The sequence below is a fragment of the Bradyrhizobium roseum genome (genome assembly GCF_030413175.1).
Taxonomy (GTDB): Bacteria; Pseudomonadota; Alphaproteobacteria; order Rhizobiales; family Xanthobacteraceae; genus Bradyrhizobium; species Bradyrhizobium roseum.
In genome coordinates this window covers 4898581-4912365 of record NZ_CP129212.1, presented here as the reverse complement: position 1 = coordinate 4912365, position 13785 = coordinate 4898581, and the positions used below count along the sequence as shown (strand labels likewise).

12 protein-coding genes are annotated in these 13785 nt (G+C 61.4%); 9 read left to right on the top strand and 3 right to left on the bottom strand.

Features of this window, described 5'->3' with window-relative positions:
* Positions 1-309: 309 nt before the first annotated feature.
* Positions 310-894 (bottom strand): ANTAR domain-containing response regulator, encoded by a 585-nt coding sequence (locus QUH67_RS23320; protein WP_300941591.1) that lies wholly within the window; start codon positions 892-894, stop codon positions 310-312.
* Positions 891-2066: a transporter substrate-binding domain-containing protein gene (locus QUH67_RS23315; RefSeq protein WP_300941590.1), complete on the bottom strand. Its 1176-nt coding sequence runs from the start codon at positions 2064-2066 to the stop codon at positions 891-893. The genes QUH67_RS23320 and QUH67_RS23315 overlap by 4 nt, the downstream gene beginning before the upstream one ends.
* A 416-nt stretch (positions 2067-2482) precedes the next feature.
* Between QUH67_RS23315 and QUH67_RS23310 the strand changes: the two genes are divergently transcribed.
* The 9 genes from QUH67_RS23310 (at position 2483) to QUH67_RS23270 (ending at position 11962) form a co-directional block, all read left to right on the top strand.
* Positions 2483-3883, top strand: a complete 1401-nt coding sequence (locus QUH67_RS23310; RefSeq protein WP_300941588.1) for an amidase — start codon at positions 2483-2485, stop codon at positions 3881-3883.
* Positions 3884-3900: 17 nt separating this feature from the next.
* A complete protein-coding gene (locus QUH67_RS23305; protein ID WP_300941586.1) occupies positions 3901-4896 on the top strand; it encodes an acetamidase/formamidase family protein in 996 nt (331 codons plus the stop codon).
* Positions 4897-4928: 32 nt separating this feature from the next.
* Entirely contained in the window at positions 4929-6167 is a 1239-nt protein-coding gene (locus QUH67_RS23300) for an urea ABC transporter substrate-binding protein (protein WP_300941584.1), read from the top strand.
* Positions 6168-6287: 120 nt separating this feature from the next.
* Entirely contained in the window at positions 6288-7154 is an 867-nt protein-coding gene (locus QUH67_RS23295; protein ID WP_300941582.1) for an ABC transporter permease subunit, read from the top strand.
* A 12-nt stretch (positions 7155-7166) separates the two neighbouring features.
* Complete coding sequence (locus QUH67_RS23290) at positions 7167-8240, top strand: branched-chain amino acid ABC transporter permease (protein WP_300941580.1); 1074 nt, start codon at positions 7167-7169, stop codon at positions 8238-8240.
* A gap of 1 nt (position 8241) precedes the next feature.
* Positions 8242-8961 (top strand): ABC transporter ATP-binding protein, encoded by a 720-nt coding sequence (locus QUH67_RS23285; protein ID WP_300941578.1) that lies wholly within the window; start codon positions 8242-8244, stop codon positions 8959-8961.
* Positions 8951-9661 carry an ABC transporter ATP-binding protein gene (locus QUH67_RS23280; RefSeq protein WP_300941577.1) on the top strand — a complete coding sequence of 237 codons (711 nt, stop codon included), beginning with the start codon at positions 8951-8953 and terminating at the stop codon, positions 9659-9661. Before QUH67_RS23285 ends, QUH67_RS23280 begins: the two co-directional genes overlap by 11 nt.
* Positions 9662-9740: 79 nt before the next feature.
* Positions 9741-10502 carry an SDR family NAD(P)-dependent oxidoreductase gene (locus QUH67_RS23275; RefSeq protein WP_300948143.1) on the top strand — a complete coding sequence of 254 codons (762 nt, stop codon included), beginning with the start codon at positions 9741-9743 and terminating at the stop codon, positions 10500-10502.
* A 56-nt stretch (positions 10503-10558) separates the two neighbouring features.
* Entirely contained in the window at positions 10559-11962 is a 1404-nt protein-coding gene (locus tag QUH67_RS23270) for an amidase (RefSeq protein ID WP_300941575.1), read from the top strand.
* Between the two features lie 17 nt (positions 11963-11979).
* Here the strand turns inward: QUH67_RS23270 and QUH67_RS23265 are convergent, their stop codons facing one another.
* Positions 11980-13659, bottom strand: coding sequence for a methyl-accepting chemotaxis protein (locus QUH67_RS23265; RefSeq protein WP_300941574.1), 1680 nt, complete (start codon positions 13657-13659; stop codon positions 11980-11982).
* Positions 13660-13785 lie beyond the last annotated feature (126 nt).

The following is a 13785-nucleotide window of genomic DNA, read 5'->3' as shown; positions in this document are numbered from 1 at the left end:
GTTGACCATCACCGCGATCATACGGACTAGGAACATGCACGAGGCCGCCATGCGGGAGCTTGGTGCCCTCAGCAGCGTGAGTGCAAACGAACCCGCGACGTCAGCTATCACGTATCGCAGGACGCAACGGATCCATGCGTGTTCACGATATGGGAGCGCTAACTCGACCGTGCGGCGATGAATCGGCACAACAACTCCGAGGCTGTCGCTCGCTTCTTTGGCATAGCCAAGCCTTTGATCGACGGTGATGTAACGCTCGTCACCGGCATCGCGCTCTCCGCGACGTCCAACAATTAGGTGATGATGGGTCTATCCGGCCGCGCGGGGCAGGCGGCCGTTTGCCGCGATCTCGGCCGACATCTGTTCGATTGTCTTGCGTTGCTCCATGGCGGCTCGGCGGATCAGTGCAAAGGCGGCGGGTTCAGCGACCGACTGTGAATGCATCACTTGAAGCACTGCGGCGAGCACGACCCGACGCGACCGCAGGCGATCTTCCAGCTTCGCAACGTGCTGCCTCAGTTCGTCGGTGCGCTCGGTCCGCTCGAACGCCATGACAAGCGCGGCGTAGATGCCCGCGGAGCGCAGTGGTTTGACGAGAAACGATGCCGGATCGAGGTCCAGCACCAGCTTCAGCCGGCTTGGTGTTTCCGTGCCGAGCAGGGCGATGATTGGGCATCGTCCACGCAGACCCGGTGCGGGGGAGGCGAGTGGCAGGAATTCATCGTCGATCAGAGCTACGTCCGGCTGACATTCGAGCGGGCCTCCCGGTCCCCATATGAACATGTCTATTCCCAGGCGTTCGAACTGGCGCCTGACGATCGACAGGTCACGCTCGTCCTTGATGGCAACGAGAGCTCGGCGTCCGCGTAGGGAAAATGATGACGGCTTGTTCATTTCACAACCCGCAAATGTGGGGCACTCGACGATGATCCGCTTCTGAAGGTTTCCCGTGCAGGTCCCGCGGCGACGTCGAGCTGCGTCAGGTAGGGATCTGGTCTGACGGGCGCCTCGGCTTCCCAAAAGAGGTCAAACTGGGCTTGAGCGTTGGAGACCGCCAAGCGTGGCGTGAGAACGCAATGGTTGTTGTCACCATCGATCCACACCGGCCCCTGTGGCGAATTGTAGCGATGGCCGGCCGCTGCCCGCCGCACCTCGCCAATATTGGAGGTTCCGGCGCGGCGGAGCGCGCGCGCCAGCAAGTAGACCGCTACATAGGCGGATTGCCCGTCGACGGAGGGGCTGCTGGCCTCACCGTAGCGCGCCTTCCAGCGCTGCACGAAGGCGCGGTTCTCGGGCAGGCGAATGCTCTCGAAATAGGCTGACGAGGTGATGCATCCCGCGGATGCCGGTCCGACGATCTTGAGTTCCGGCTCGCAAAGGCTGCAGCTCAGCATCGGAATGTCGAGACCGGCGATGGTGGTGGCGGCATGAAAGGCACGGATGAAATCATAGCTCGAACTGCCGACCAGCGTATTAAAGACGACCGGCGGCTTGCGGCGGATGATTTCGTCGACGATGTGGTCGACCGCGCTCTCGCCCAATTCGAGCAGCCGCTCGGCAAGAATGCTTCCCTGCGCCGCTGTCACCAGTTCGCGCGTGACGCGATTGGTTTCCCAGGTCCAGACATAGTTGGAGCCAACGCAGAAAACATGGCGCGAGATGTTGTCGAGCATGTAGCGTACGAGTGGCAGCACGTTATGGTTGGGTGACGCGCCGACATAGATCACATTGTCGGAACATTCGAATCCCTCGTAACGGGCGGGATACCACAGCAGGCGGTCGGTGCGTTCGACGATGGGCAGCACCTGCTTGCGGGACGCCGAGGTGTAGCAGCCGACAATATGCTCGACCCCTGTGTTGCGGATCAGGTCGTCGCAAACCGTATGATATTCGGTAATGACGCCGCGGGGATCCCTTACATGCGGCGTGAATGAAAAATCGAAATCAGCGTAATCATTGATCTCGTCGACCGCCATCAGGGCGCTCTTGAGTATCTCTTGTCCCATGGCCTGATACGGCCCGGACTGCGAGCATATGATTCCGACTGGAACCGATGGCTTCGTCATTGATGACTTTCGACAGAGCAGGAGAACGTTATCATCGTTGATGTCTGTGCAGGAAGTCTTGCTCATTTGCTGCGCATGAGGCCTGCGAAATTTGTGCATTCTCGCTCGTTGACAATGTGCTGGGCGCGAACCTAGACTTTCTCCCACAGGGCTTCCTGACGAACCTTGCTTGCTTCGATCGGACCGATGACGTTCCGATCCTTGCTCTCGGTGCTCCGTTCGATCCAGGGTCCATGCGATAGATCATAGCCGCGGCATCAGAGCCATTCGTCACCTCGTTCGGGAGGGGCGGGTGGCTTTTTCTTTTTTGCCGCTAGGGAAGTTGGCGACGCACCCGTGTCCCCAGGTTGGGGACGCATGCGCGGCGGTCACGCCGTGAGTGCGAGTGAGAAGCGACGAGCACGGGGGCGATGGCGATGCTGGCGACAGATCTTTGTTACCTCGGGTTGGTTGAGGTTGGGCAGCAGATACAAGCGAAACAGCTGTCGCCGGTTGAAGTGACGAAGGCGATGCTCGACCGGATCGGGCAGCTCGATGGCAAACTCAAAAGCTACGTCTATGTCATGGCCGATTCCGCCCTGGCGGAAGCGACCGTTGCCGAAAAGGAAATCGGCTCTGGCAATATCAAGGGGCCGCTGCACGGCGTGCCGATTGCGATCAAGGATCTTTGCTGGGTCAAGGGCGCTCCGTCCGCGCACGGCATGACCATCCATCGCGACTTCCGTCCGACCGAGGATGCCACGGTTGTCGCGCGGCTGAAGGCTGCAGGCGCGATCATCCTCGGCAAGCTGCAGCAGACCGAAGGCGCCTACGCCGATCACCACCCGAAAATAGATCCACCGAAGAATCCGTGGAACGCGGAATTGTGGCCGGGCGCGTCATCGAGCGGCTCGGGTTCCGCGACTGCGGCGGGGCTCTGCTTCGGATCGCTTGGAACCGACACCGGCGGATCAATCAGGTTTCCTTCGGCGGCCAACGGCATCACGGGATTGAAGCCGAGCTGGGGGCGGGTCAGCCGCTACGGCGCATTCGAACTCGCGGCAACGCTGGATCACATCGGGCCGATGGCGCGCAGCGCGGTCGATTGCGGTGCAATGCTGGCCGTGATTGCAGGGCAGGACCCCAAGGATACCACCTCGGTCCCCTTACCGGTGCCGGAATATCACGCGGGACTGCCGGGCAATTTGCGGGGCGTGACGATCGGCGTCGACCGGCGCTGGACCAGCGAAGGCACCGATGAGGCCGCAACCAGGGTCTTCAGTGAAGGTTTGCGGGCTGCGGCGGAACTTGGCGCGAAGATCACCGAAGTCACGTTCCCCGACCCCAAGGCTGTGATCGATGACTGGTTTCCGCTTTGCGGCATCGAGGCGGCGGTGGCGCATGAGTCGACTTATCCGTCGCGCAAGGATGAATATGGTCCGGGCCTTGCGGGGTTGCTCGATCTCGGCCTTGCGCAGTCCGGCACCGATTATCAAAAGATCGTGCTGCGGCGCGAAGCATTCCGCGGCGCAGTGCGGCTATTGTTCGAGTCGGTTGATCTGATTGCCGTGCCGGCCCAGGCTTTTGCGGCGCCAACCCTCGCCAAGATGGCCGCGCTCGGCGAGGACGCTTCGCTGATCGCCGGATTGTTGCGCTTCACCTGTCCGTTCGACATGACCGGAAGCCCGACCATCACGCTTCCCGCCGGCTTTGCCCCGAACGGCGGTCCCGTCGCCTTCCAGTTTGTCGGCCGCCACTTCGATGAAGCGGCTCTGGTCCGTGCCGGCGACGCCTTCCAGCGCGTCACCGACTGGCACACGCGTCATCCCGCTCTCTAGTTCGAGGAACCGTTCGCATGGCAGAAGATTGGCTGAAGAGTTCCATTATGGCCACGCGCGCCGTCGCCAAGGGCGCGGCCGGTGCACGACATAGTTTGACAATCGAGCAGCAGGGAAAATTCCACTACGTCTACGGTCCCTATGCGAAGCCGACCTTGTCGATCGATCCCGGAGGCGTGGTCGTCGTCGAAACCGAAGACGCTTTCGGGGGCGCGCTGACGAGCGAGAGCGACAGCCCGACGGCAAAGCTGAACTTTCCATACCTGAATCCGCAATGCGGTCCCATTGCAGTCAAGGGCGCCAGGAAAGGCGATTGTCTCGCGGTCCGTATCATCGACGTCGAGACGCGCGGCGAGCAGCCGGCCGGAACGACATGCATCATCCCCGAATTTGGCGGGCTGGTCGGGACCAGCGCCACGGCGATGCTGAACCCGCCTTTACCCGAACGCGTCCGCAAGCTTCATGTTGACCGGAATGGCGTGCGCTGGAGCGACAAGATCACGCTGCCTTACGAGCCATTCATCGGCACGATCGGCGTGTCGCCCGAGATCGAGGCGATTTCCTCCCTGCAGCCGGACTATCACGGCGGCAACATGGACCTGCCGGACGTCGCCCCGGGAGCCATCATCTATTTTCCCGTGCATACCGAAGGAGGACTTCTTTACGTCGGTGACTGCCATGCAACGCAGGGCGATGGCGAACTCTCCGGCGTTGCGCTCGAGCAGCGTGCAACGGTCACACTTCAGGTCGACCTGATCAAGAACTGGAGTTTTGCCTGGCCGCGCCTGGAGACCCGCGACTTCATCATGACCATCGGCAGCGCCCGCCCGCTCGAGGATGCCGCGCGAATTGCCTATCGCGAACTCACGCGATGGATGGCCGCAGACTACGGCTTCGACGAGATCGACGCCTACATGCTGCTGAGTCAGGCCGGCCGAATGCGGCTCGGCAACATGGTCGACCCGAAATACACGATGGGGGCCTCGATCCTGAAAAATTACCTCAAGACGTGAACTGCACCAGCTTTCAACAAGGGGACATCCAAATGAAATCGGGACATCTGTTCAGAACAGCGCTTCTTGGTGCCGTGCTCGGGGCGGCGGCGTTCGGCGCCGCCCGGGCGGCCGAGCCTCCATTGAAGATCGGCCTGCTTGAAGACGTCTCTGGCGATCTTGCGTTCATGGGGATGCCAAAACTCCACGGCACGCAGTTGGCCGTCGAGGAGATCAACAAGAAGGGCGGTATTCTCGGACGGCAGATCGAGCTGATCCACCTCGATCCGCAGGGCGACAACGCCCGCTACCAGGAATTTGCGCGGCGCCTGCTTGGCCGAGACAAGGTCGACGTACTGATCGGAGGCATTACGTCGGCTTCGCGCGAAGCGATCCGGCCGATCATCAACCGCACGACAACGCCGTACTTTTATACAAACCAGTATGAAGGCGGCGTCTGCGATGCCAGCATGATCAGCATGGGGGCGGTGCCCGAGCAGCAGTTCTCGACGCTGATCCCCTGGATGGTCGACAAGTTCGGCAAGAAGGTCTACGTCATCGCCGCCGACTACAATTTCGGCCAGATCTCGGCGGAGTGGAACCGCAAGATCATGAAGGACCTCGGCGGCGAGGTCGTCGGCGAGGAGTTCATCCCGCTCGGCGTGTCCCAGTTCGCGCAGACGATCCAGAACATCCAGAAGGCCAAGCCGGATTGGATTTTGACGATCAATGTCGGCGCCGCACAGGACTCGTTCTTCGAACAGGCCGCCGCCGCCAAGCTCAACCTGCCGATGGGATCGTCGATCAAGGTCATGCTCGGCTTCGAGCACAAGCGGTTCAAGCCGCCGGCGCTCAACAACATGCATGCGACTGCAAACTGGTTCGAGGAAATCGATACGCCCGAAGCCAACGACTTCAAAAAGCGCTGGAAGGCGAAGTTCGCTGACGAACTCTACATCAACGACATGGGCTACAACGCCTACAGCACGGTCTACATGTACAAGACGCTGGTCGAGAAGGCGAAGTCGATTAAGCTCGATGACATGCGCAAGGTGATCGCAACCGGTGAAGCCTGCATCGAAGCGCCCGAGGGCCAGGTCTGCATCGACCCGAAGAGCCAGCACACGTCGCACCGCATGCGCCTGATCTCCGTTGGCCCCCAGCATGAGGTCAAGGTCGAGAAGGACTACGGAACGATCAAGCCGTACTGGCTTGGCGAGATCGGCTGCGACCTCACCAAGAAGAATGACAAGGATCAGTACACGCCGAGCCATCTTCCCAAGAAGTCGTGACACGTTGACGGCACGAATCTTGCTCCTGCGATCGTGCTCAGTCGTGCCCATCCGCGTCATGATCTTGAATTGCACGGCGCCGCAACGATGCGGCGCCGTAAACGGAAGCAGGAGACCAGAATGGCGGCTGAAATATTTTCGGTCTTCTATCAGTTCGCCGACGTCTTCGCGTTTCTGATCCTTTCAGCGGCAGGCCTTGCCATCGTGTTCGGCATGATGGGCGTCATCAACATGGCGCACGGCGAGTTCATCATGTGCGGCGCCTATGTGACGGTCGGACTGGTGAAGCTCGGCGTGCCGCTTGCGATCGCCCAGGCGCTCGCCGCGGTGACGGCAGGATTGATCGGTGTGGCCGTCGAATACCTCGTTGTGCGTCGCTTCTACAAGAGGCCGCTGGATTCGCTGCTCGCGACCTGGGGCCTCAGCCTGATCGTCACGCAATCGATGCTGCTGATCGTCGGCTCGTCGATCACGGGCATCGGAACCCCGGAGGGCAGCTTTGCGATCGGCGGCTACTCATTCTCGACGTACCGTCTGGTGCTGTTCGCATGCGCGGTTGCGGTCCTGGTCGGTCTTTTTGTTACCTTCATGAAGACGCGGTTCGGCGTAATGGCGCGCGCGACGATGCAGAATGCGGCGATGGCCAGGGCATTGGGCGCGCGCACGGGACGCATCTATGCGATCAGTTTTGGCATCGGTGCCGGCCTCGCGGGGCTTTGCGGTGCGCTTTACGCACCGACGATGACGTTGATCCCGACAATGGGCGCAACATTTGTGGTGGAGAGCTTCGTCACCGTCGTCGTCGGCGGCGCAAATGTTCTGCTCGGCACCGCTCCGGCGGCCGTGTTCCTGGCGATGATACGAATGGCGCTGAATGCGAGCTATGGCCAGATCATCGGTCAGATCGGTATGCTGTTCGCAGTCATCCTGATCATTCGCGTCTTGCCCGAGGGAATTTCCAGTGTGCTGGTTCGTCGTGGACGGTGAGCGGGAGAGTTGATGTTCAAGCTGCTTGATGGTTCGCAGACCCTGGGACGCGGCTGGACCTTCTGGTCCTGCTTCCTCGTCGTGCTGGCAGCCGCGCTGGTCTATCCGGTGTTTGCGGACTCGTATGACGTCGGCAATTTCTCCTATTTTCTGATCTGGATTTTCATGGCGCTCGGTCTCTGCCTGATGTGGGGATACGGCGGCATGCTGTCCTTCGGCCAGACGCTCTTTTTTGGCATCGCCGGTTATGCCTATGGCGTACTGGCCATCAATATGGGAGGCGGCTCGGCGACGATCGCAGCCCTCGTCCTGTCGATCGTCATCGCGATGATCGCGGCGGGCATCCTCGGCTACTTCATGATCTGGGGCGGCATCAACGGCATCTTCTTTGGCATCGTGACGCTGTCGGCGACGCTGGTGCTGGCGTTCTTCCTTGGACAGACGGCAGGGCCGGAATGGCACATCGGCCCTGCGCGGCTGAACGGCTACAACGGCATGAAGGGCATGGACCCGCTCGCCATCGGCGATTTCTTCATCGAGGGATCCGCGCTCTACTACGTCATGGTCGTGCTGATCGTGATCGTTTACTTGGCGCTGCGGATGCTGGTGAATTCCCGCATCGGCAACGTGATCGTTGCCACGCGGGAAAATCCGCAACGCGCCGAAATGCTCGGCTACGACGTCCGCAAATATCAACTGCTCACCTTCGTCATCGGCAGCGGGCTCGCGGGCCTCAGCGGCGCGCTTTACACATCGTGGGGTCAATTCATCACGCCATCCAGCATCGGGTTGCCGGCGGCGGCGATGCCGATCGTATGGGTGGCCTTCTCGGGCCGAAGCGACCTGACAGCCACGCTGGTCGGCTCGTTCCTGCTCCTGTTCGGCTTCCAAACCATCACGGTCTATAGCCAGCAGGCGGCACTGGTGCTGATGGGCGCCCTTCTGCTCGCCACCGTGATGCTGGCGCCGCAAGGCTTTGTACTCGGTATCGGCAAGCTCGTTGCGGACCGCTGGAACGCGCACCGGCGGCGCGGCGCCGGCCCCGTTCTGGCGGACACGAGCCGCCTGCAACCGGACGAGGCCTGACATGGCGCTGGTCGATGTGAAGGGTGTGACCAAGCGCTTCGGTGGATTGACGGCGGTCTCCGATGTCGACCTGACGGTCAACGCCGGAGAGATCCACTGCCTGATTGGCCCCAACGGGGCAGGGAAGAGTACCCTGTTCAAGCTGATTGTCGGGCTCTACCCGCCGACCCAGGGCACCATCCTGTTCGACTCCATCGATATCACCGAAGAGCGCCCCTTTGCGCGGGTGCAGCGCGGCATGAGCATCAAGATGCAGGCGCCGAGTGTCTTCAAGGAGTTGCCGGTCCGGCAAAATATCCAGATCGCGCTGCAGAAGCGGTTTTCCGATGCCAAACGCGTCGTCGAGGAAGATCGCCTTCTGACGCTTCTCAATCTGACGCCGGACAGCGGCAAGCTGGCGGGGGCCCTTTCGCACGGGCAACAGCAATGGCTCGAGATTGGCATGGCGCTGGCGCTGCAACCGCAGCTTCTGCTTCTGGACGAGCCGACGGCGGGCATGTCGCCGGAGGAAACGTTTCGGACGGGTGAACTCATCAAGTCGTTCAACGCCGAGGGCATGACGGTTCTGGTCGTCGAGCACGATATGGCGTTCGTGCGCCAGATCGCCCAACGCGTGACGGTGTTGCATCTCGGAAAGATCTTCGCGCGCGGAAATCTGGAGGCGATCATTCAGGACGAGAAGGTGGCTGAAATTTACCTTGGTAAGACCCATGCCCACTGATCGGGTTCTCGAAGTGTCGGAACTCTGGGCGGGCTACGGCGCCACGCCCATCCTGCAGGGCGTGAGCATGTCGATCTCGCGCGGCGAGATTGTCGGCGTGATCGGCCGCAATGGCGTGGGAAAGTCGACGTTGATGCGATGCCTGATCGGCCTGCTCGAAACGTGGCGGGGCACGATCACTTTCATGGATCAGGATGTGACGCAGTTGCAAGCCGATGCCCGGGCACGCGCCGGCTTCGGCTACATCCCGCAGGGGAGGGATGTGTTTCCGCAGATGAGCGTCGAGGAGAACCTGCAGGTTGGTGAATTGATCGGCGGACCGAACGGAAAGAAACTGCCGGAGCTGGTCTACGAGTATTTTCCGCGGTTGAAGGAGCGCCGGCGACAGATCGCGGGCACCATGTCGGGGGGCGAGCAACAGCAACTGGCCATCGGGCGCGCTCTGATCGGCAATCCGACTCTTATGATCCTCGACGAGCCGTCTGAGGGCGTGCAGCCGTCGATCGTGCAGCACATTTGCGAGGCGCTGAAGTCGTTCCGTACGGAACTCGGGACGACGATCGTCTTCGTCGAACAGAATCTCGATACGATCATGGCAATCGCCCAACGGTGCTACATCATGGAAAAAGGCAAGATCACCCGGTCGCTGACGGGAGCGGACGTGACCGCGGAAAATGTTCGTGCGCAACTGCTGTTGTGACGCGAAGCTTAGAGCGCGGAACAATGCTGCACATAGGCGCCGGTCGATCGAGACCGGATCACCAGGGAGGGGGGCGAAGATGGATTTGGGACTCAAGGGAGCCAGGGTTCTCATCACGGGCAGCACCAAGGGAATTGGCAGGGCGATTGCCGAAACATTCGTAGCCGAAGGCGCCAATGTCGGTATTTGCTCGCGCAATCAGGCGGACGTCGATAGCGCGGTTGCGGCGCTCAAGGCAAAAGGCGTCGCGGCCTATGGTGGCGTGGTCGACGTTTCGGATGGAGCGGCGCTGAAGGGCTGGGTCAACGACATGGCATCGAAGCTCGGCGGCATCGATGTCGTGGTCGCCAACGTCAGCGCATTGTCCATCGGACAGGACGAGGAGAGCTGGGAGAAGGAATTCTCCACGGACATGATGGGGACGGTGCGGCTGGTGAATGCCGCCATGCCGTATCTGGAGAAAAGCAGCGCGGCCGCGATCGTGACGATCTCCAGCGTGTCGGGACGCGAGGTCGATTTTGCAAGCGGTCCCTACGGCACGTTCAAGGCCGCGATCATCCACTATACGCAAGGTCTGGCTTATCAATTGGCCAGTAAGGGCATCCGGGCCAATTCCGTGTCTCCGGGCAATACCTACTTCGAGGGAGGGGTCTGGAACATGATCAAGGACAACAACCCCGAACTGTACAACACCGCGCTGGCGCTGAATCCGACCGGCCGCATGGGCACACCGCAGGAGATGGCGAATGGCGCCGTATTTCTTGCGAGCCGAGCCGCCAGTTTCATCACGGGCACGAACCTTGTCGTGGACGGCGCCCTGACGCGCGGTGTTCAGTTTTAGGCGTGTGGCTTGTCGCTGCCTGCGAGGAAGCAATCCGATGAACGCTCGGTGCCGATATGTCTGCGGATGAGCTGCACTACAAATCCATATCCGAACTCTCCGAACGGTATCGTCGCAAGGAGCTGCGACCCTCGGAGGTCACTCAGGCAAGCCTCGAGCGTATCGCAAGGCTCGACGGAAGGTTCAACGGATATGCCGTTGTCCTGGCGGAACGAGCCGTGGCGCAGGCCAAGAAGTACGACAGCGAGATCGCCAAGGGCATCTGGCGCGGGCCGCTTCATGGCGTTCCGATCGGGCTGAAGGACCTGTGCTACACGACGTTCGCACCGACCGCGGGCGGTACGAAGATCCACGCGAAATTCGTGCCGTCGTTCAATGCGACCATCGTCGATCGACTGGAGCGCGCCGGTGCGGTAACGCTCGGAAAGCTCAAGATGACGGAGGGCGCCTATACCAGTCATCATCCGGACGATCGGGCCCCGCTCAATCCTTGGAACGCTGACTACTGGGTCGGGTCCTCATCGAGCGGATCCGGCGTCGCGACCTCGGCCGGGCTCTGCTTCGGATCGATCGGAAGCGACACCGGCGGTTCGATCAGGTTTCCATCCGCGACGTGCGGGTTGACCGGAATCAAGCCGACATGGGGCCGCGTCAGCCGGTACGGCGTTTTCCCGTTGGCCGACTCGCTCGATCATGTCGGGCCGATGTGCCGGAGCGCCGCGGATGCTGCGGCGATGCTGGGTGTCATCGCTGGCGCGGATGCGAATGATCCGACGGCTCTGCTGGCTCCCGTGCCGAATTATCTGGCCCGGATTGGCGATGGCGTACGCGGACTCAGGATCGGCGTGGACCGCAAATACACCCAGGAGGGCGTTGACGCGCAGGTCGTGGCAGCCCTGCTGGAAGCGGAGCGCACGCTCGCCGATCTCGGCGCTGAAATCCGTGAGGTCAAATTTCCCTCCTACGAGAAACTCGTCAGTCAATGGATTCCGATGTGCTCGGTGGAGACCGCCGAAGCTCACCTGGAGACATACCCGTCGCGCAAGTCGGAGTACGGTCCAGACCTTGCGCAGTTGATCGAGCAGGGCAGATCGGTAAGTGGTGTCGAGATCGCTGCCATTCATCACGAGCGGCTGAAATTCTCCGGCAGCCTGGCGGCATTGTTCGAAGACGTCGATCTGTTGCTCGTCCCCACAATGCCGATGCCCATTCCGACGCTGGCAAAGATGGGCGAATACGGGGCCGATCCAGACGTATTGTTGAGCATCCTGCGGTTCACGGCCGTCTTCGACTTCAGCGGGAGCCCCACCATTACGCTGCCCACGGGGATGGCTTCAGATCGGATGCCGTTGAGCATGCAACTGGTCGGTCCTCATCTTTCCGAGCAGGTGCTTGCCCGCGCCGCGCATGCCTTCCAGTCGGCGACGGACTGGCATACGCGGCGGCCTCCCATTGGGTGAGCTGCGGGCTGCGGGGGCTATGCCGCTCGCACCGAACTCAAGAAGTTGCTCACTTCGATCTTCAGCCGGTTGCTTTCAGAGGACAGGGACTGCGCGGCCGACAGCACCTGCGTAGACGCAGATCCGGTCTCGGAAGCGCCGCGCTGCACGTCTGTGATGTTTGACGATACCTGCATGGTGCCGTCTGCCGCCCGCTGCACGTTGCGCGAGATTTCCTTGGTCGCCGCGCCCTGCTGTTCCACCGCCGAGGCAATGCTCGAGGAAATCTCCGACATCCGGCCGATGGTGTCGCCGATGTCCTTGATGGCACCGACCGATTCCTGGGTTGCCGCCTGGATGCTGGAAATCTGCTGACTGATCTCGCCGGTGGCTTTTGCCGTCTGCTCGGCCAGCGCCTTCACTTCGGAAGCGACGACGGCAAACCCGCGGCCGGCATCGCCCGCCCGCGCCGCTTCGATGGTGGCGTTCAGCGCCAGCAAGTTGGTCTGGCCGGCAATGGTGTTGATCAGTTCGACAACGTCGCCGATCCGGGCCGCGGCCTTCACCAATTCGCCGACGCGGTTGTTGGTCTTGCGTGCCTCGTCGACCGCCTGGCTTGCGATATTGGCGGATTCTTGTACCTGGCGGCTGATCTCGTTGACCGAGGAGGCCATCTCTTCGGTGGCCGATGCCACCGACTGGACGTTGGTGGAAGCTTCCGCGGAGGCCGAGGCGACCACGGTGGTTAGCTTCTGCGAACGTTCGGCGGCGCTTGTCAGGGTGCCGGCGGAGGCTTCGAGCTCCTTTGAAGCCGAGGCAACCGTCCCGACGATCTCGCCGATCAGAGCTTCGAAATCGCGGGTGATGGCGTTGACGCGTTCGCCGCGCCGAATCTTTTCTTCGGCATCGATCGCGGCGGCTTCGTCGGCAGCCTTCTTGGCAATCAGCGCTTCCTTGAAAACCTGCAGGCTGTTTGCCATGTCGCCGATTTCCGTTTGCTCTCCCTGATGCGGCACCATCGCGGTGAGGTCGCCAGCGCCCAGCGCCTGCATCGGCGTCACGATCGACTTGATGCCGGTGGAGACGTCGCGCACCAGCAGGACGGCGGCGCCGATTCCGACGATCATGGCCAGCACGAGCGACATCAGCACCATCTTCATGGCCGCGGCGTAGCTTTCCGCCGCGTTGGCGGCGGCATGGTCGGCGCCCTTGTTGTTGAGGTCGATGGCCTTCTGAAGGATCTCGTCGGATTTTACCCCGGCAAGCGACGCCTTGGCGTGCAGGGTGCGCGCTTCATTGTCCTCGTTCTTGCGGGACAGGATCAACACCTGTTTCACACCGTCCAGATACTCATTCCAGGCGGCCTTGGACTCCGTGTAAAAGGCGCGCTCCTCCGCCGAGTTGATCATGGGCTCGTAGCGTTTGTGGGCCTTCTCGACGTTCTCGATCCATTTCTTCAGCAGGACTTCCTGCGCCTGCTTGCCGGGCTCGGTGGTTGCAAGCAGATGGGAGCGCGCGATGGCTCGGTAGGTGATAGTAGCCGCCCTGATTTCACCGAGCACGCGCACGCTCGGCAGCCAGCTGCTGGCGATCTCAACGGTCGAGGCGTTGATGTCGCTCATCTGCTTCATGGCCAGCCCGCCCATCGTCGACATTGCGATCAACAGGAAGCACACCACGATTGTGATCTTGGCGCGGATAGAATAGCGGGCGAGCATACTGGCAGTTCCCTGGGCAACCCCCGCCGGGATCGGCGAGGCCATCTGTGACTGCGATCCTCTTCGCTTTTGGTTAAAAGGCTTTTGCGCGAGGCGCTAACCATTTCACATGGCGCATATGCATTG